20 protein-coding genes and 1 tRNA gene are annotated in these 16954 nt (G+C 75.0%); 12 read left to right on the forward strand and 9 right to left on the reverse strand.

The genetic code is table 11. From position 1 onward, the window contains the following. The first annotated feature begins 539 nt into the window (after positions 1-539). The gene (locus tag STBA_RS16835) at positions 540-1040 is read left to right on the forward strand and encodes a hypothetical protein (protein WP_077060041.1); all 501 of its coding nucleotides are present in this window, start codon (positions 540-542) and stop codon (positions 1038-1040) included. On the opposite strand, the gene STBA_RS16840 is transcribed toward STBA_RS16835, so the two are convergent. From STBA_RS16840 to STBA_RS16865, 6 genes are all read right to left on the reverse strand, one after another. Then, entirely contained in the window at positions 1027-1713 is a 687-nt protein-coding gene (locus STBA_RS16840) for an isochorismatase family cysteine hydrolase (protein ID WP_077060042.1), read from the reverse strand. The genes STBA_RS16835 and STBA_RS16840 overlap by 14 nt on opposite strands. Positions 1714-1722: 9 nt before the next feature. Continuing rightward, on the reverse strand, positions 1723-2643 hold the full coding sequence (locus STBA_RS16845; protein ID WP_077060043.1) for a hypothetical protein: 921 nt from the start codon (positions 2641-2643) through the stop codon (positions 1723-1725). A 26-nt stretch (positions 2644-2669) separates the two neighbouring features. Then, the gene (locus tag STBA_RS16850) at positions 2670-2903 is read right to left on the reverse strand and encodes a hypothetical protein (protein WP_077060044.1); all 234 of its coding nucleotides are present in this window, start codon (positions 2901-2903) and stop codon (positions 2670-2672) included. Between the two features lie 127 nt (positions 2904-3030). Beyond that, complete coding sequence (locus tag STBA_RS16855; protein ID WP_077060045.1) at positions 3031-3522, reverse strand: FAD-binding domain-containing protein; 492 nt, start codon at positions 3520-3522, stop codon at positions 3031-3033. 5 nt (positions 3523-3527) lie between these two features. Next, positions 3528-4982, reverse strand: coding sequence for an SDR family oxidoreductase (locus tag STBA_RS16860; RefSeq protein WP_077060046.1), 1455 nt, complete (start codon positions 4980-4982; stop codon positions 3528-3530). A gap of 77 nt (positions 4983-5059) precedes the next feature. Beyond that, the gene (locus STBA_RS16865) at positions 5060-5644 is read right to left on the reverse strand and encodes a maleylpyruvate isomerase family mycothiol-dependent enzyme (RefSeq protein ID WP_077060047.1); all 585 of its coding nucleotides are present in this window, start codon (positions 5642-5644) and stop codon (positions 5060-5062) included. 130 nt (positions 5645-5774) lie between these two features. Here STBA_RS16865 and STBA_RS16870 point away from each other — a divergent pair, with 130 nt between their 5' ends. Further along, positions 5775-7025, forward strand: a complete 1251-nt coding sequence (locus tag STBA_RS16870; protein ID WP_077060048.1) for an aminotransferase class I/II-fold pyridoxal phosphate-dependent enzyme — start codon at positions 5775-5777, stop codon at positions 7023-7025. Here STBA_RS16870 and STBA_RS16875 read toward each other — a convergent pair. After that, a complete protein-coding gene (locus tag STBA_RS16875; protein ID WP_077060049.1) occupies positions 6988-7893 on the reverse strand; it encodes a MurR/RpiR family transcriptional regulator in 906 nt (301 codons plus the stop codon). The genes STBA_RS16870 and STBA_RS16875 overlap by 38 nt on opposite strands. Positions 7894-8001: 108 nt before the next feature. Between STBA_RS16875 and STBA_RS16880 the strand changes: the two genes are divergently transcribed. The 3 genes from STBA_RS16880 to STBA_RS16890 all read left to right on the forward strand — a co-directional run bounded on the left by STBA_RS16880 (position 8002) and on the right by STBA_RS16890 (position 10788). Next, entirely contained in the window at positions 8002-8634 is a 633-nt protein-coding gene (locus STBA_RS16880; RefSeq protein ID WP_077060050.1) for a hypothetical protein, read from the forward strand. A gap of 11 nt (positions 8635-8645) precedes the next feature. Further along, positions 8646-9854, forward strand: a complete 1209-nt coding sequence (locus STBA_RS16885; protein WP_077060051.1) for a 4-hydroxybenzoate 3-monooxygenase — start codon at positions 8646-8648, stop codon at positions 9852-9854. A 73-nt stretch (positions 9855-9927) separates the two neighbouring features. Next, positions 9928-10788 carry a UbiA family prenyltransferase gene (locus tag STBA_RS16890; protein WP_253194777.1) on the forward strand — a complete coding sequence of 287 codons (861 nt, stop codon included), beginning with the start codon at positions 9928-9930 and terminating at the stop codon, positions 10786-10788. A gap of 17 nt (positions 10789-10805) precedes the next feature. Here STBA_RS16890 and STBA_RS16895 read toward each other — a convergent pair whose 3' ends face one another. Beyond that, positions 10806-11729, reverse strand: a complete 924-nt coding sequence (locus STBA_RS16895) for an AEC family transporter (RefSeq protein ID WP_077060052.1) — start codon at positions 11727-11729, stop codon at positions 10806-10808. A 126-nt stretch (positions 11730-11855) separates the two neighbouring features. Between STBA_RS16895 and STBA_RS16900 the strand changes: the two genes are divergently transcribed. From STBA_RS16900 to STBA_RS16910, 3 genes are all read left to right on the forward strand, one after another. Then, positions 11856-13250, forward strand: a complete 1395-nt coding sequence (locus STBA_RS16900; RefSeq protein WP_253194779.1) for a M20/M25/M40 family metallo-hydrolase — start codon at positions 11856-11858, stop codon at positions 13248-13250. A gap of 111 nt (positions 13251-13361) precedes the next feature. Then, on the forward strand, positions 13362-13658 hold the full coding sequence (locus tag STBA_RS16905; RefSeq protein WP_077060054.1) for a type II toxin-antitoxin system VapB family antitoxin: 297 nt from the start codon (positions 13362-13364) through the stop codon (positions 13656-13658). 87 nt (positions 13659-13745) lie between these two features. Beyond that, a complete protein-coding gene (locus STBA_RS16910; protein ID WP_077060055.1) occupies positions 13746-14417 on the forward strand; it encodes a LytR C-terminal domain-containing protein in 672 nt (223 codons plus the stop codon). A gap of 30 nt (positions 14418-14447) precedes the next feature. Here STBA_RS16910 and upp read toward each other — a convergent pair whose 3' ends face one another. Next, positions 14448-15083 carry a uracil phosphoribosyltransferase gene (gene upp / locus STBA_RS16915; RefSeq protein ID WP_077063380.1) on the reverse strand — a complete coding sequence of 212 codons (636 nt, stop codon included), beginning with the start codon at positions 15081-15083 and terminating at the stop codon, positions 14448-14450. A gap of 290 nt (positions 15084-15373) precedes the next feature. Between upp and STBA_RS16920 the strand changes: the two genes are divergently transcribed. From STBA_RS16920 to STBA_RS37820, 4 genes are all read left to right on the forward strand, one after another. Further along, complete coding sequence (locus tag STBA_RS16920) at positions 15374-15913, forward strand: hypothetical protein (protein WP_077060056.1); 540 nt, start codon at positions 15374-15376, stop codon at positions 15911-15913. A gap of 73 nt (positions 15914-15986) precedes the next feature. Next, positions 15987-16487 carry a tRNA adenosine(34) deaminase TadA gene (gene tadA / locus STBA_RS16925; protein WP_077060057.1) on the forward strand — a complete coding sequence of 167 codons (501 nt, stop codon included), beginning with the start codon at positions 15987-15989 and terminating at the stop codon, positions 16485-16487. Between the two features lie 47 nt (positions 16488-16534). Next, positions 16535-16621, forward strand: a tRNA-Ser gene (locus STBA_RS16930). A 164-nt stretch (positions 16622-16785) separates the two neighbouring features. After that, entirely contained in the window at positions 16786-16950 is a 165-nt protein-coding gene (locus tag STBA_RS37820) for a hypothetical protein (RefSeq protein ID WP_171987605.1), read from the forward strand. Positions 16951-16954: the final 4 nt, after the last annotated feature.

Here is a 16954-nt window from a genome sequence, read left to right on the forward strand (position 1 = left end):
GCGTCCCACGAACGGGCCTCTTCCGACCGCCCGTTCGGGGACGTGGCCCCGCGAGGTCACCGCGCGCGGCGGCCACCGGTGGTGCAGTGGAGACCCCGCGGTCCCGGTCTGCTCGGCGTCGACGCGGTCGACGGCCGGCAGCCGGCCCTGCGGGCCGCCCTGGCCCTGATGTTCCTGTTCACCGCGGCCGGCCACTTCCACCCCCGCATCCCTGGTCGGGATGGTCCCGCCGCCCCTCCCGGTCGCGAACGGCTGGTGGACGCCACCGGGCTGCTGCGATTCGCCGACGCGATCGGCCTGCTGATCCCCGGCCTCCGCCGGTGGACCGCGGCCGGGCTCCTCCTGCTGCTGATCGCGATGTTCCCCGCCAACGTCTCCGCCGCCCGGCGGCGGGTCGCCCAGGGCGGCCCTCTCCGCTCCCGCACGGCGATCCAGGTGGTCTTCATCGCGGCGGTGGCCCCGACCCTGGTCCGACACCCCTGCGAGCGGCGAGCATCGGCGGTACCTTCGGGTGTTCGACCGAGGCACAGGGGGAACGCATGCGGGTCGGGATCACCGGGCACCGGGAGCTTTCCGCACCGGCGGAGGCCGCCGTCCGCGCGGCGCTGCGGGCGGAGTTGGGGCGGCTGGCCGCCGACGGCGGCGGCGAAGGGCTGGTGGCGGTGTCCTGCCTGGCGGACGGCCCGGACGCGTGGCTGGCGGAGTCCGTGCTCGCGGGCGGCGGGCGCCTGGAGGCCGTCATCCCGGCCGCGGATTACCGGCAGGCCCTGCCCGAGACGCACCGGGACACGCTGGACGGCCTGCTGGGGCGGGCAACAGCGGTGCACCGTACGGGCCTTGCCACCGCAGGCTCGTCGGCCTACATGGCGGCGGGCGAACTGCTGGTCGGGCTGGTGGACGTGCTGATCGCCGTGTGGGACGGCCGGCCGGCGCGCGGGCTCGGCGGAACGGGCGACGTGGTCGCGTGCGCGCGGCGGCACGGGGTACCGGTGCGGGTGGTGTGGCCGCCCGGGGTACGGCGCGGCGTCACGCCCGGATGAGGCCGAGGACTTCCGCGGTGGGGCGCACGTCGCCGAAGGAGCGGTAGACGGTGTGCAGCGTGGCGTTGTGGTCGCGGTCGCAGCGGGCCGCGTTGGCGTCGGCGACCATGACGACGCGGTAGCCGAGCGTGCTGGCGTCGCGGGCGGAGGACTCGCAGCAGACGTTCGTCACGGTGCCGGTGATGAGGACGGTGTCGGCGCGGCGCTCCCGCAGCAGGTCCGGCAGGGGGCAGCGGCCGGGGAAGAAGGCGCTGGCCGCGGTCTTCTCCGTCAGCAGGTCGCCGTCCTCGACGGTGCATCCGGACCAGAGCCGGCCGGGGAGCGGCCCGGTGCCGCCGGAGGCGCGGTAGCGGGCCGCCACCCGCGGCCCGTAGAACTCCTCCTGCGCCGGGCTCCGTTCGCCCGGCCCCGGCAGCACCCAGGCGACGGTGCCGCCCGCGGCCCGCAGGGCGCGGGCGAGTTGGCCGATGCGGGGCACGATGCCGCGGCAGTACGGATTCTCCTCGACGAAGAACGGCACCATGTCGATCACCACGAGCGCGGTGCGCGCGGGGTCGAGGCGGGTGAACGCGTGGCGCGTGCCGCGCCGTTCCTCCTGCCGGGCGTACTCGCGGCTGTCGATGTGCCAGGCGTGGTGCCGCGCGACGGCCGCCGGCGGTCCGTTCCCCTGCACGGCGCCAGGCTACCCGGCGGGGCGGCGCAGGAGGTCGCGCAGCCCCGGGGGGACGCCGGGCAGGCGGTCGCCGCGCCCCAGGGCCGCGGTCAGCAGGCGCCGTGTGCGCGCCGACGAGGCGCCGCGCGCCACCGCCGGGATCAGCTCCGCCGCGACCTCCTCGGCCTCCCGCCAGGCCCCGGCCGACAGCAGGCAGTCGAGCAGCCGCACGGCGAAGATGCCGCGGTAGCCGGCGTGCCCCCCGCCGGCCGCCCGCCGCAGCAGCGGGATCGCCAGCCGCCACTGCCCCGCCGCCTGGTACGCGCCGCCCTGCTGCCCGTCGATCTCCTGCTCCGTCAGCCACCAGGCCCACGGCGGCTCGGGCCGCCGCCCGCCGTCCCAGGCCAGCAGCGCGCGGGCCCGCGCGAACGCGCGCTCGGCCTCCCACTGCGGCCCGGTGGCCGCCGCGCCCTGAGCGGCGCGGACGCGGAACACCGCCTCGGCGCGCGGCGGCAGCGGCGCGGCGGCCACCAGCACCGCACGGGCCAGCGCGAGCGCGGAACGGTGGCTGCCCAGCCACTCCGCCCTCAGCGCCGCGTTCTGGAGGGTCAGCAGTTCGGTGTCCCGGTCCCCGGCACGGCGGGCGAGCGCGAGCGCCGCACGGTTGAACGGCACGGCGGCGGCGTGCCGTTCGGCGTCGAACAGCGCCCAGCCCGCCACCCCGGCCAGCTCGGCCGCCGCGGCCCGCACCTCCCGGGCGTACCGCGGCGGCAGCGGTGCGCCGCCCGCGGCGCACAGCGCGTGCACCCGGCAGAACGCCCGCGCGGCGGGTCCGGCGACGGACGGCGCACCTGGCACGTTGTCGAGCCGGATCAGGCGCTGCGACACGCCCCTGATCGCCGGCGCGAGACCGCCGGACGGCGGCGGGAACGGGAACGCCGGTTCGTCCATGCACCCAGTCTGGCCGGGTCCGGGGCTCAGATCACGTGGATGGTGGAGCCGGCGGTGACCTGCGCCGTGCCGCCGGTCCTGAGGACGGCGGGCTCCTGACCGCCGGTGGCGGCGGCCGGGGGGTGCAGGCGCAGCTCGCGGTCGGTGTTGTTCTCCACCACCCCGGCGTCCGGCAGCGGGATGCGGTCGCCGTTCGCCGGATCGTCGATGACCGCGGTCCGTCCGTCCGCGGACCTGAAAAGGATCGAACCGGTCGCCATGCCTGCCTCCGTGTGTCCTGGTGCGTACCGAATGAGAGACCGCAGGTATGCCTCGCCGCGGCGCCCGCGAGCCCTTCCGCGGCGCGAGACCACCCGATGGGACCAGCAGGCGTGCCCCCGCGCCGCCTCACCAGGGCTCGACCAGGGGCTCCGGACAGTCCAGGTCCGCGGCCAGGCGCCACGGGCGGTGGACCGCGGAGCCGCCGGCCCCGGCCAGTTCCGGCACCCGGCGGCGCGCGTGGTCCCCGCACGGGTCGTAACGCCTGGTCCGCGCCGGCGGGTTCAGCACCCGGCCGGGGCGGGTGCCGGTGCCCGCGGCCCACTGCCAGTTCAGCTGGTTGTTCGCCAGGTCGCCGTCCACCAGCAGGTCCAGGAAGTGCCGCGCGCCCACGCGCCAGTGCACGTTCAGCGTCTTGGTGAGGAAGCCGGCGGCGAGGAACGCGGCGCGGTTGGGCACGGCGAATCCGGCCGCGCGCACACCCGCGTCGACGACGAACAGCGGCACGGTGTGCTGCGCGCCCCGGGCGGCGGCGTGCAGCACCGGGTTGTCACGGACGCGCAGTTCGCACCTGAACAGCGCGAGGGACACGGGCGGGCGGCGGGCGGAGCCGTTCGTCATGGGGCTCAGCCCTCCGCCTGCGCGGTGCTCGCGATGTTGCGGACCATGCCGCCGAACACCCAGGCGTGGAACGGCGACACCGCCCACCAGTAGACGTGCCCGGCCAGGCCGCGGGGGCGGAACAGGGCGCGCTGGCGGTACACCGTCCGGCCGTGGTCGTCCCGGTCGACGCGCAGTTCGAGCCAGGCCGTCCCCGGCACCCGCATCTCGCCGCGCAGCCGCAGCAGGCGTTCCGGCTCCAGGGCCTCCACCCGCCAGAAGTCGAGGCCGTCGCCGGGCCGCAGGCGGGCCGCGTCGCGCCGCCCGCGGCGCAGCCCGCCGCCGCCGACGAGGCTGTCCAGCCAGCCGCGCACGGCCCAGGCCACGGGTGAGGAGTACCAGCCGTTCTCGCCGCCGATGCCCTCGACAACCCGCCACAGCGCCTCGGGCGTGGCCCCGACGGTGCGTTCGCGGCGGTCGGTGTAGATGCTGCCGCCCGCCCAGGGCGGGTCGGTCGGCAGCGGCCCCGCGGCCGCGCCCGGCCCCTCCTGCTCGCTCTCGCCGACGCGCCGCAGCGCCGCCTTCAGTGCGTCGTCCAGGCCGAGGAACCCGCCGGGCGGCATCGGCACGTACGCCTCGATGTCCCGTTCGCGGCACACCACTTCGTGCCGGAGCGATTCCACGAGGGGGCGGGCGAGCGGGCCGGGCAGCGGGGTGACGAGCCCGACCCACAGGCTGGACAGCCAGGGCGAGAGCACCGGCACCGGAACGATCAGCCGCCGTCGCAGCCGCGCGTGCACGGCGTAACGCCGCATCATCGTGTGGTACGTCACCACATCGGGTCCGCCGATGTCGAACGTGCGGTTGACGTCGGCGGGCAGCCGGGCGCTCCCGGCCAGGACGGCCAGCATGTCGCGGACCGCGACCGGCTGGACGCGGGTGCGGACCCAGCGGGGGGTGACCATGACGGGGAGCCGTTCGCTGAGCTGGCGCAGCATCTCGAACGACGCGGAGCCGGAGCCGATGACGACGGCGGCGCGCAGGACGGCGGCCGGGACGCCGGAGGCCAGGAAGATCCGCCCGACCTCGGCGCGGGAGCGCAGGTGCGGGGACAGGTCACCTTCCGGCACGCCCGCGGGCGTGAGCGCACCGGCGTAGACCAGGCGGCGCACGCCGGCGTCGCGCGCCTGTTCGGCGAAGACGCGGGCCGCCCTGCGGTCGGTCTCCTCGAAGTGCCGCCCCTTGCCCAGCGAGTGGACCAGGTAGTACGCCACGTCGATGTTCTCCAGCGCCGCCCGCACGGACGCGGCGTCCGTCACGTCGCCGCGCACGACCTCGGCCCGCGGGGCCCACGGCCGGCCGGCCAGCTTGCCGGGCGTGCGGGCCAGGCAGCGCACGGTGTGCCCGGCGGCGAGCAGTTCGGGCACGAGCCGGCCGCCGAGGTAGCCGGTCGCGCCGGTGACCAGGCAGCGCAGGCTCATCCGGTTCTCCCGTGGTCCTTGCCCCCTCCCGCCATGCTTGGCCGAGCGGCGCGCTCCCGCAACCGCACGGGCGCCGGCTACCGCCCGGTGGCGCGCAGCAGCCGCTCCCACGGGTCGTCGCCGACGTCGCCCGGCAGGCCGTAGACGGCGCCGTACATCGCGGCCAGCGCGGTCACGACCGGCCGCTCCGGGCGCCGGGACCGCCCGGTGGCGCGGGCGAGGTCGTCGTGGTGGACGGCCAGCTCGTTGAGCCCGAACATGACCTGGAGGCCCACCGGGATGGGGCCGAACTGGTGCGGCATCATCTCCGCCGGGTCCGCGACGGCGCCGAGGAAGCGTTCCGCCTCGTGGCGCAGCGCGCCCGCCGGATCGCCGCCGCCGAAGGCGTCGACCGCCCGCTGGTTCTCCGCGGGCAGGCTCCCGGGGGCGAACGGCGGGGCGAGGTCGCCGGCCCGGCCGCGCGCGAGCAGGTCGGCGTAGCGGCGGAACGTCTCGGCGAGGTGGACGGTCAGGTCGCGCACCGTCCAGGGCGGGCAGCGCGTCGGCAGCGCGCCCAGGCCAGGACCGGCCGCGGCGGCGAGGTAGTGCCGCAGCTCCGCGCGGCTCCACGCCACGGCCTGCGGCCAGGGCGCGGCGTCCGCCGGGTAGGCGTCGAGGTGCATGGCTCTCCCCTTTTTCTTCGCTTGGCGGCAGGAAAACAGGCTGCAAGGAAACAGGACCCGGCGGCCGCGGCGCACCCATCATGCAAAATGGCTTGCCCTCCTCAGTCCCGCTGCATTAGAAATTGCAGACATGGTGAGGCATTCGGCGACCCTGGCCCTCGACGAGGCCCTGCGCGCCAGGCAGGCCGCGGGGCAGCGCGTGCTGCACCTCGGCTTCGGCGAGGCCGGGCTGCCCGTGCCCGCCACCGTCGCGGACGTCCTGGCCGGCGCCGCCGGGCGCAACGGGTACGGGCCCGTGGCCGGCTCGCCGGAGGCGAGGCGGGCCGCCGCCGGCTGGTTCTCGCGGCGCGGGCTGCCCACCGAGGCCGGGCACGTGCTCTTCGCCCCCGGCAGCAAGGCGCTGCTGTTCGCGCTGCTCACCGCGCTCCCCGGCGATGTCGTGCTGCCCACGCCCGCCTGGGTGAGCTACGCCGCGCAGAGCGCGCTCGCCGGCAAGCGCGTCATCGGCGTGCCGGTGCCCGCCGAGGCGGGCGGCGTCCCCGACCCCGAGCGGCTGGCCCGGGTGCTGCGCGAGGAGCGCCCGGGCGTGCTGGTGCTCACCGTGCCCGACAACCCCACCGGCACCGTCGCACGCCCCGAGCACGTGCGCGCGGTCTGCGAGCTGGCCGGGCGGCACGGGCTCGCCGTCATCGCCGACGAGATCTACACCGAGCTGATCCACGACGCCCGCGCCCCCGCCCGCCCGGCCGCGCTGCTGCCGGAGCGCACGGTCGTGACCTGCGGGCTGAGCAAGTCGATGGCGCTCGGCGGCTGGCGCATCGGCTTCGCCCGCCTCCCGGCCGGGCCGTTCGGCGACGCCCTCATGACCGAGCTGACCGGCATCGCCAGCGAGGTGTGGTCCAGCCTCGCCGCGCCGATGCAGGCCGTCGCGGCGCACGTCCTGGACGAGCCGCCCGAGGTCCGCGCCCACATCGCGGCGGCCCGCCGCCTGCACGCAGGCGTCGCGCGCGCCGTGCACGCCGAGTTCACGGCCGCGGGCGCCGACTGCCGGCCGCCCGAGGCCGGTTTCTACCTCTACCCCGACTTCGGGCCGCTGCGCCCCGCGCTCGCCGCCCGCGGCCTGGACGGCGCCGCCGCGCTGGCCGACGCCCTGCTCGCCGAGCACGGCGTGGGCGTGCTGCCGGGCGACGCCTTCGGCGACGACCCGCGCGCCCTGCGGTTCCGCGTGGCCACCAGCCTGCTCTACGGCGAGACCGAGGCGGAACGCCGGGCGGCCCTGCACGGCGGGGACCCGCTCGCCCTGCCGTGGATCGCCGCCGCCCTGACGCGGCTGCGCGCCGCGCTCACCGCCCTGCCGTCGGGTCCGCGTCGTACACCGTGAACCGTTCCAGCAGCTCCTCCTCCGCCAGCAGCGCGGAGCGCACGTCCCGCCCGCGCACCCGCGCCACCTCGGCCGCGAGGGCCTGCACCAGCGAGGTGAACGCGGTCAGCGAGCGCAGCACCGAGGGCCCCGACGCGTCCACGTAGAACACGTGCTCGGCCGACGCGGCCAGCGGCGAGGCCGGGTTGTCCGTCAGGGCCACGCAGCGCGCGCCGCGTTCCCTGGCCCAGGCCGCCGCCCGCACGGTGTCGGCCGCGTAGCGGTGGATCGAGATCGCGACGAAGCAGTCGCCCTCCCGCACCCGCCGCAGCTCGTCGGTGAGCGTCCCGGTCCCCGCGGTCAGCGTCGCCACGTCCTCCCGCATCAGCCCGAGCAGGTAGCCCAGCAGGTACGCCGGGGCGTGGCACTTGCGCAGCCCGAGCACGTGAACCCGCGGCGCCCCGGCCAGCACCCGCACCGCCGCCTGGAACGTTTCCTGGTCGATCCGCCCGAACGTGCGGGCGATGTTGGCGCGGTCGAGCGCGACCGCCCCGTCCAGCAGGTTGCCCTCGCCGTCGCTGCCCAGCTGCTCCAGCGTGCTGTAGCGGCGCAGCAGCTGCGCCTGCTCCCGCAGCCGTTCGCGGCACAGCCGGGTCAGGCCCGGGTAGCCGTCCAGGCCGAGCCCCGAGGCGAACCGCACCACGGTGGCTTCGTTCACTCCGACGGCCGAGGCCAGTTCGGATACGGTCATGAACGCCACGCCCTCCGGGTCCGCCATCACCCGTTCCGCGAGCATCCGCTGGGAGCGGGTCAGCGTGGCGCGGCGCTCATGAAGCAGGGCGAGCAGCTCGTCGAACGTCGTGGGGGACGGCTTGGGTGCGGAGGCCATGAGGGGAATTCTCCCCCGGCGGGCCCGGACCGCGGGCGGCCGGGCCGTGACCTGACGGGGCCGCTACGCGTTGGCACTTAAGGATGCCCGCCGGTGAGGAGAGATCAGATGTCGGTTTTGGCGCCAAACAACCTTTTTCCGCACGCGGTTCCGCGTGCCTTCCCCCTCGACGTTCCGCTCGACGTTCCCCTCGATGCCATCTTCGGTGCCGCCCTCGGCGGCGCCGCCGACCCGCGCAACCGGGTCCGCGGCTTCGCCTCGCCCGTGACCCGCATGCTGCTCAGCAGCGACGGGCTGACCACCACGCTGCTCGAAGCGCTCGCGGGCGAATCGTTGCACCTCCACTGCCTCGCACAATTACGAGCCCCCGCCCAGGCGACCGGTGACGGCGTGCCCGCGCTGCTCCGGACCGACCGGGGCGGGGAAGTCCTGGTGCGCTACTCCGCGACCACCCGGCCGGGCGGGCAGGCGCTGTCGGTCAACCACGTCGTGGCCAGGGTCGGCCTGGCGCCCGGCATCGAGCCCTGCCTCACCAGCCGGTCCATCCCGCTCGGCCCGGCGCTGCACGCCGCGGGCACCGGGCACCGCCGCACCCTGCTCGACGTGGGCCGCCGCCCCTGGCAGGAGGAGGACGGCACCGAGCGCACGGCCTGCTACAAGACGTACCTCGTCTGGCACGGCGACGACCCGCTCGCGCTCATCAACGAGCTGTTCAGCCCGGCCGCCGTGCCGGCCGCATGAGGCGGGCGGCCATGCGGCGGCTGCGTACCCAGGTGGCCATCATCGGCGCGGGGCCCGCGGGCCTCGTCCTGGCCAACCTGCTGACCCGGGCCGGCGTCGAGTGCCTCGTGGTGGAACGGCGCTCCCGCGCGTACGTCGAGTCCCGCGCCCGCGCCGGGCTCATCGAGCACCGCACCGTGGCGGCGCTGCGGCGGCACGGCCTCGCGGACGGCCTGCTGGCCGCGGGCGCCCGGCACACCTGGTGCGACTTCCTGTGCCTGGGGCGCACGTACCGCGTGGACTACGGCGCGCACAGCGGCGGGCGCGCCCACCTGGTGTACCCGCAGCAGCTCCTGGTCCGCGACCTGATCGCCGAGCTGACGGCACGCGGCGGGGCGCCGCTGTTCTCCACCGCCGTCGCGGCCATGCCGGACGTGACCGCGGACCGGCCGCGCCTCGCGGCCACCGGCGCGTCGGGCCCCGTCGAGATCGACTGCGAGCACATCGTCGGCTGCGACGGCCACCGCGGCGTCTCCCGCACCGCGCTGCCCGCCACGGCGCGCGTCACCACGCGCCGCTACCCGTACGACTGGCTGACGGTGCTCGCCGAGGTGGACCGGCCGGCCGAGGGCATCGTGTACGGCATCTCGGCCGACGGCTTCGCCGGGATGATGCCGCGCACCGCGCACCTCAGCCGCTTCTACCTCCAGTGCCCGCCGGGCGAGAAGCCGCAGGCGTGGCCCGCCCGCCGCATCCACGCCGAGCTGCGCGCCCGGCTCGCGCCGGCCGGCCTGCCGCGTATCGGCGGCTTCCCCGAGGTGCGGGTGCTCGGCATGCACAGCAGCGTCACCGAGCCTGTCCGGCACGGGCGGCTGCTGCTGGCCGGGGACGCGGCCCACGTGGTGACGCCCTCGGGCGCCAAGGGGATGAACCTGGCGATCGCCGACGCGGTCGACCTCGCCGACGCGCTGATCCGCCACCACCTCGGGCGCGACCCGGCCCCCCTGGCGGGCCACGGGGCGCGGCGGCTGCCGGAGATCTGGCGTGTCCAGGAGTTCTCCGACCGGCTGCTGCGGCTGCTGCACCTGTCCGCGGACGAGGCCGCCGACCCGCGTTTCGCGCTGAGCCTGCGGCGGGCCGCCCTGGAGCGGCTCTCCGCCCCGGGGCCCGACGCCGCCGCCTTCGCCCACAGCTACGCCGGCTCGGGCGTGGAGGGGAACGCCGGTGGCCGTCCGGATTGAGCCGGCCCGGAGCGTTCGGGAGAACGCCCGGGCACTGTACGGGTTTTCGCGCGGCACGCAGGCGACCCTGAGCGTGGCGCAGCCGCTGCTCGGCACACTGCTCGCCGACAGCACCCCGCCGCCCGGCCGGCTGGCGCTGTGCCTGCTGGCCTGCCTCGCCGGGTACTTCGCGGTGTTCGCCGCCAACGACCTGATCGACGCGCGCCTCGACCGGGAGCGATTCGCCTACCTGCGGGCCTACCAGGGCTTCGACATCGACAGCGCCGGCGGACGGCACCCGCTGGCGCAGGGCCGCCTGAGCCGCGCGGCGGGCGGGGCGTGGATCGCCGCCCTGGGCGCCGTGGCCCTGGCCGTGGGCGCACTGCTCAGCTGGGTGTGCGCGGCGCTGCTCGCGGCCGCCGCGCTGCTGGAGGCCGTGTACTGCGGTCTTGCGCGGGTGACCCCGTTCAAGTTCCTGCTGACCGGGGTGCTGGTGGCCTGCGGCGGCTGCCTCGGCTGGTTCGCCATGACCTCCGCCGTCGACCGGCCGGTGCTGTGGCTGTTCTGCGTGTGGCTGGCCGCGTGGGAGATCGGCGGGCGGAACATCGTGAACGACTGGGCGGACGTCGAGGAGGACGTCCACCTGGGCGTGCGCACCGTGCCCGTCGTCTACGGGCCGCGGATCAGCGGGGTCCTGACGTTCGGCTGCCTCGTCCTGGCGACGGTGGCGGGCGCCGGGATGTTCGCCGCGGCCTGGCCCTCGCACGGGCTGCTCGGCCCGGCCGCGATGCTGCTGCTGAGCGGGTACGCGCTGATCGCGCCGGGACTGCGGCTGCTGCGCGACCCCCGCCCGCGCCACGCGATGGCGCTGTTCAACCGGGCCAGCCTCTACCCGGCCGCGACGCTCGGGCTCCTGCTGTCCGGCGTACTCACCGACGGCCTGCTCGGCGGGTAGCCGCGGGCGGCGCGGCGTCAGCCGAGCAGCGCGGCGATCAGGGTGAGGGCGGGCACGGCGGCCAGGGTGGACAGCAGGATCGATTCGCGGGCCAGCTGCACCGCGACGTCGTAGCGCGCGGCGTAGGTGAAGAGGTTCTGCGCGGCGGGCAGGGCCGCGACGACCACCACGTTCAGCTGGTCGGTGGCGTCCAGGCGGAACAGCCAGGCCGCCACCGCCCACGCGATGGCGGGCTGGACCACCGACTTCAGCGCCACCGAGAGCAGCACAGGGCCGCGCTCCGCGCCGCGGCCGGGCAGCGCGCTGCCGCGCAGCGAGATGCCGAAGGCGAGGAGGACGGCGGGTACCGCCATGTTGCCGATGAGGACGGCGGGTTCGAAGAGCGCGCCCGGCGGGGTCCAGCCGGAGGCGGCGACCGCCACGCCGGTGAGCGAGCCGATGACGACGGGGTTGCGGAACGGGGTGGTCAGCCGCTGCCAGGGGGTGCGCCGCTCGGTCCCCGCGGTGCCGAGGTCGAGGACGGTGAGCGCGACCGGCGTCAGGATCAGCTGCTGGAAGAGCAGGACCGGCGCGACGAGCGAGGCGTCGCCGAGTACATAGACGGCGATCGGGATGCCCAGGTTGCCCGCGTTGACGTAGGAGGAGCACAGGGCGCCGATCGTGGTGCGGCCCACGCCCCAGCGGCGCAGCGCGCCGACCGCGACGAAGATGCCGCAGGTGGCGAACGTGCCGACCGCGGTGACCAGCAGGGAGGGCGAGAAGACCAGCGTGAGGTCGGCCTCGGCGAGGGTGGTGAACAGCAGGGCCGGGGTGGCGACGGAAAAGGCGAGGCGGGTCAGGACCTCGCGGCCGTTCGCGCCGAGCGAGCCGGTCCGGCCCAGGAGGTAGCCGGTGGCGATGACCGCGGCGATGATGGCGAAGCCGGTGATCACCCCACCCACGACGTCCACCTTCGCATATTCGAACTCTCGGACGGAACGCGGGCCCGGTCAATGTGATCTCGGATGGCGAGACATGCCGCGCCGGGCACCCGAGGCGCGGACAATAAGCATATAAAGTCTCATTTCGTGACGTTCCCCGTGACCGTTTTCTCCACTCTCGTCCCGATCACCCTCCTCGCCACGGCCGGTCTCGCCCCGGCCGGACCCGCCCCCGCGGACACCCCCGCGCCGCGCGCCCTGGTGGCGGCGGCCACAGGGGAGGGCGCCTTCCGCCATCTGACCGCGTTCCAGGACATCGCCGAACGACACGGCGGCAACCGCGCCGCGGGTACCCCCGGCCACGAGCGGTCGGCCCGCTACGCGGGCGCCCTCCTCGCCGAGGCCGGATACCGAGTCACGTACCAGCGCTTCGCGTTCCCCTACCGCGAGCCGGTCACCGAACGCCTGACCCGCCTCGGCGGCGAGCCGCGCGACATCCCGGTACGCGCGCTGTCCTTCACCGGCAACACCCCGGATGGCGGCCTGACCACCACCCTGGCCGACGCGGGCGACGGCTGCGCACCGGACGACTTCGACCCGGCGGCCCTGCACGGCCGGATCGCGCTGATCGAACGCGGCGGCTGCACGTTCGCCGAGAAACAGGCGGGCGCCGCGGCGGCCGGCGCGGCCGCCGTGCTCATCCGCAACAACGTGCCAGGACCCCTGACCGGCACCCTCGGCGGCCCGGACCCGGCGGCGCTGCCCACCGGCGGCCTCGGCCGCGAGGACGGCGCGGCGCTCGCCGGCGCACTCGCCGACGCGCTCGCCGCGGGACAGGAGGTGACCCTGCACCTGGAACTGACCGAGCTCGCCGAGGAACGGACCACGGTCAACGTCATCGCCGAGAGCCGCGGCGGCGACCAGGACCGGGTGGTGATGGCCGGTGCCCACCTGGACTCGGTGCTCGAAGGACCCGGCATCAACGACAACGGCTCCGGCTCGGCCGGGGTGCTGGAGACGGCGCTGCGGCTGGCCGAGACCTCAGGGGGCCGCCACCCGAACCGGGTGCGCTTCGCCCTGTGGTCGGCGGAGGAGTCCGGGCTGCTGGGCTCGGAGCACTACGTGGAGCACCTCCCGCCCGCCGAGCGGGAGGACATCGCGGTGTACCTGAACTTCGACATGATCGGCTCGCCGAACCACGGACAGTTCGTGTACGAGGGCAACCCCGCCGTCACCGAGGACATCACCGCGTTCCTCCGCGGGCGGGGGCAGCGGACCGCCCCGACGCCGTTCAACGGGCGCAGCGACTACGCCCCGTTCGTCGCCGCGGGCATCCCGTCGGGCGGCACGTTCACCGGCGCCGAGGGCATCAAGTCCGAGGCGGAGGCCGGTTACTGGGGCGGCACCGCGGGCGCCGCCTACGACCCCTGCTACCACGCCGCCTGCGACACACTCGACAACATCGGACGGGCGGCGCTCGACACCCACGTGAAGGTCATCGCGCACACCGTCGGCACCTACGCCTGGCGCGCGCCCCACTGAGCCGAGCGGGACCCGGGCCGGACCTGGCCCGGACCCGGTCGCGGTGAATGCCTGATTCGTCACCACAACATGAGGCTGCGACGGAGACGTCCCGCCCGGTAGGCTTCCCGTGTGATCTTCAAGCGCATCGGAAACGGACGACCGTACCCTGACCACGGCCGGGACAACACCCGGCAGTGGGCAGACGTCGCCCCGCGCCCGGTCCGCCTCGACCAGCTGATCACCACCAAACAGCAGCTCGACCTCGAAACGCTGCTGGCCGAGGACTCCACCTTCTACGGTGACCTCTTCGCACACGTCGTCAAGTGGCAGGGCGACCTCTACCTGGAGGACGGCCTGCACCGCGCCGTCCGCGCGGCCCTCCAGCAGCGACAGGTACTCCACGCCCGGGTGCTGGAGCTGGACTGAGCCGCGATTGCTGCGATCGGGTAAGGCCCTGGCATTTCAGCTGATCATTTAGTAGGCGGCCGACGCTCACCTGACTACGCTGCGGACATGAGCATGTTGACGCCCCCGGGCATGGGCGGCAAGAAGTTCCGCGTCACGGGCGACCGGTACCCGCGGATGCGCCCCCGGCGACGGCGCGGCAGGTTCGCGTTCCTCACGGTCGCCGCCCTCGCCACGGCCGGGCTGCTCGGCTACGGAACGCTTCAGCTCATCGACGTGTTCTCGGCGGACGACGACGGCGGACGCGCCCCGCGCGCCCAGGCCGGCCCGCGCCCCGATCAGGACTGCGCGCCGCCCGCCAACGACGAACGCGCCCCCGAGGCGGCGGACGTACCCGAGCCGTCCGCCATCACCGTCAACGTTTACAACGCGACCGGCCGCACCGGCCTCGCCCAGGACACCGCCGACGCGCTGGCGGAACGCGGATTCACCATCGGCGACGTGGCCAACGCCCCGCAGGACCTCGACGGCCAGGTCCAGGCCCCGGGACTGCTGCTCGGCGAGACGGCGGCCGAGGAGTCGGGCGCGCTCACCGTGCTCGGCGCCCAGCTGGAGGGCGCCGAAACCGGCGCCCCCAGGCCCGCCGCCGAGGCCGCCGACCCCGCGAGCGTCGTCGACCTCGTAATCGGCGAGGGCTTCACCGAACTGACCGCGGCCGACGAAGCCGACCGCCGCCTCGCCGCGGCCACCGTCCCCACCGGGAACACCCCCGCCTGCTAGGCCGGGTCATCCGGAGGCGGGCGGCCCGGGTCAGCCGACCGTGCCGTACATCCGGTCGCCCGCGTCGCCCAGGCCCGGCACGATGAACCCCTGCTCGTTCAGGCCCTCGTCGAGCGCCCCGGTGACCACCGTCACCGGCGCCCCGGCCAGCGCCGCCTCCAGCCGCTCCACGCCCTCGGGCGCCGCCAGCAGGCAGATGACCGTCACGTCGTCCGCGCCGCGCCGCATCAGCTCGCCCACCGCGGCCACCAGCGTGCCGCCGGTCGCCAGCATCGGGTCGAGCACGTAGACCTGACGCCCCGACAGGTCCTCGGGCATCCGGTTCGCATAGGTGGACGCCTCCAGCGTCGCCTCGTCCCGGATCATCCCGAGGAAGCCGACTTCGGCCGTCGGCAGCAGCCTGACCATGCCGTCGAGCATGCCCAGACCTGCCCGTATGATCGGCACGACCAGCGGACGCGGATGGGAGAGACGTACACCCGTGGTCGCCGTCACCGGGGTCGCGATGTCGACCAGCTCGGTGCGGACGTCACGGGTCGCTTCGTAGGCCAGCAGCGTGACGAGTTCATCGGCCAGCCGCCGGAACGTCGGAGAGTCGGTACGCGCGTCGCGCAGCGTGGTCAGCTTGTGCGCCACCAACGGGTGGTCGACGACATGGGTCCGCATGGGTTCGACAGTATCGAACACCACCGGCACTCCAGGACTGACCGGCGGGTTTCCCGTTGTGGACCGCCGGTGGACAAAGAACGGCGGCGGCGTGGAGAGTGGTGCATGGCAGGAGGAGGGCATATGCCGCCCCGGCGCCCGAGCCCGGCCGACCGCGCCCGTACCCGTCCGTTCGCGCGAGGAACAACGCGCGCGAACATTCCGTTGGTGAACTGCCGAGTTACCCGACAGCGCACCCCTTTTCTGCCACGATGCAGGTGGCACTGCCGAACCGAGTGGGGAGAGTCACGGTGTACTTCACCGCACTGCTCGCGCGGACCGATAATGGTTGGGAAGCGAGTGATACAGAGCTCGATGACGTGGAGAGTCTCGACGAGCTGGCCGAGTTGGCCCGCGCGGCGACTCCCGACGACGAGACGGTTCTCGTCTGCATCGAGCAGGAAGGTGCCTGGTTCGGTCTCGTCCGTGTGGACGGCGAGGACGACCCGAGGATCTTCGTCTCCGACGCCGCACGGGCGATGCGCAGCGCCTACGGCGAAATCCTGCTGACCGATGAGCTGCTGGGCCGCGAGCCGGAGGGCCCCGACGTTCTGGACCAGCTGGCCGGCCTGGACGGCTCCCAGGACGGCGAAGGGGCCGAGGCCGAAGAAGAGGACGACCACGAGCCCGGTTCCCCCGACGCGGTGCCGCGCGGCCCGCTCGGCGACTCCGGCCTGCTGGCGGACCTGGGGATCGACGCCGGCACCGTTCTGAAGCTCACCCCCGACGACGCGCTCGGCGAGATCGCCGACGCGCTGGGCTGCGCCGAGGTCCTCGAGGCGGTCAGGTGACGCCCGCCCCATGAGCGACTGACCGACCGCCCGAATGACCCGATGACCGATGACCCGATGACCCGATGACCCGATGACCGAAGAGACCCCCCGCGTGACCGCGCGGGACCCGCTGCGCGACCCGTGGCGGCCGGCGATGCGCGAAGCGCTGACGCGGGCCGCCGCCGCGACGAAGGCGGGAGACGTACCCGTCGGCGCCGTGGTCCTCGGCCCCGGCGGCCCGGACGGCCCCGTCCTCGGCACGGGGCACAACGAACGGGAGGCCACCGGCGATCCGACCGCGCACGCCGAGGTACTGGCGCTGCGGGAGGCGGCCGGACGGCTCGGCGCCTGGCGGCTCACCGGCTGCACGCTGGTCGTCACGCTGGAGCCGTGCACGATGTGCGCGGGCGCCGGCGTGCTCGCACGCGTCGACCGCGTGGTGTACGGCGCCACCGACCCCAAGGCCGGCGCCGCCGGCTCCCTGTGGGACGTCCTGCGCGACCGACGCCTCAACCACCGCCCCGAGGTGATCGGCTCGGTCCTCGCGGAAGAGTGCGGCCGGCTGCTGACGGACTTCTTCCGTTCCCCCTGACCCTTCCGGTTTTCTGCCGGGCCCCGGCGTGGGATAGGCTTCCTCCCGGTAGCGTGTCCGAGCGGCCTAAGGAGCTCGCCTCGAAAGCGAGTGTGGGGGCAACTCCACCGAGGGTTCAAATCCCTCCGCTACCGCTCTGAGCAGTACCGACGAGAGGGCGGGCCCCACGGGGTCCGCCCTCTCGCCGTGCGTCCGTCTCAGTTCGGGGAGCGGCGCCAGGGGGCGCGGGTTGCCTTGTCTGGTTCAATGGCCGCTCGTCCGGCCGACCGCCCGGAGTCGTTCGTCTCGGAGGCATCCCATGACGCTGGCGCAGGCGAGGAAGATCGCCCTGTACGTCCTGACCGTTGCCGCGTTCTACGCCGTGATGACTTCCCCCGCCAGGTCCGCCGAGTTCGTTCACCTCCTCTTCGAGGCGCTCTCCGGCGCGGCGGACGCGGTCGGCGACCTGCTGACCGGCCGCTGATCAA

The sequence above is a fragment of the Streptomyces sp. MP131-18 genome (assembly GCF_001984575.1).
Taxonomy (GTDB): domain Bacteria; phylum Actinomycetota; class Actinomycetes; order Streptomycetales; family Streptomycetaceae; genus Streptomyces; species Streptomyces johnsoniae.

Excerpts from the sequence above, each read along its gene's own strand:
- STBA_RS16835 (WP_077060041.1), top strand. The coding sequence starts at position 540 with ATGCGGGTCGGGATCACCGGGCACCGGGAGCTTTCCGCACCGGCGGAG.
- STBA_RS16845 (WP_077060043.1), bottom strand. The coding sequence starts at position 2,643 with ATGGACGAACCGGCGTTCCCGTTCCCGCCGCCGTCCGGCGGTCTCGCG.
- STBA_RS16850 (WP_077060044.1), bottom strand. The coding sequence starts at position 2,903 with ATGGCGACCGGTTCGATCCTTTTCAGGTCCGCGGACGGACGGACCGCG.
- STBA_RS16855 (WP_077060045.1), bottom strand. The coding sequence starts at position 3,522 with ATGACGAACGGCTCCGCCCGCCGCCCGCCCGTGTCCCTCGCGCTGTTC.
- STBA_RS16860 (WP_077060046.1), bottom strand. The coding sequence starts at position 4,982 with ATGAGCCTGCGCTGCCTGGTCACCGGCGCGACCGGCTACCTCGGCGGC.
- STBA_RS16865 (WP_077060047.1), bottom strand. The coding sequence starts at position 5,644 with ATGCACCTCGACGCCTACCCGGCGGACGCCGCGCCCTGGCCGCAGGCC.
- STBA_RS16870 (WP_077060048.1), top strand. The coding sequence starts at position 5,775 with ATGGTGAGGCATTCGGCGACCCTGGCCCTCGACGAGGCCCTGCGCGCC.
- STBA_RS16875 (WP_077060049.1), bottom strand. The coding sequence starts at position 7,893 with ATGGCCTCCGCACCCAAGCCGTCCCCCACGACGTTCGACGAGCTGCTC.
- STBA_RS16880 (WP_077060050.1), top strand. The coding sequence starts at position 8,002 with ATGTCGGTTTTGGCGCCAAACAACCTTTTTCCGCACGCGGTTCCGCGT.
- STBA_RS16885 (WP_077060051.1), top strand. The coding sequence starts at position 8,646 with ATGCGGCGGCTGCGTACCCAGGTGGCCATCATCGGCGCGGGGCCCGCG.
- STBA_RS16910 (WP_077060055.1), top strand. The coding sequence starts at position 13,746 with ATGAGCATGTTGACGCCCCCGGGCATGGGCGGCAAGAAGTTCCGCGTC.
- upp (WP_077063380.1), bottom strand. The coding sequence starts at position 15,083 with ATGCGGACCCATGTCGTCGACCACCCGTTGGTGGCGCACAAGCTGACC.
- tadA (WP_077060057.1), top strand. The coding sequence starts at position 15,987 with ATGACCGAAGAGACCCCCCGCGTGACCGCGCGGGACCCGCTGCGCGAC.
- STBA_RS37820 (WP_171987605.1), top strand. The coding sequence starts at position 16,786 with ATGACGCTGGCGCAGGCGAGGAAGATCGCCCTGTACGTCCTGACCGTT.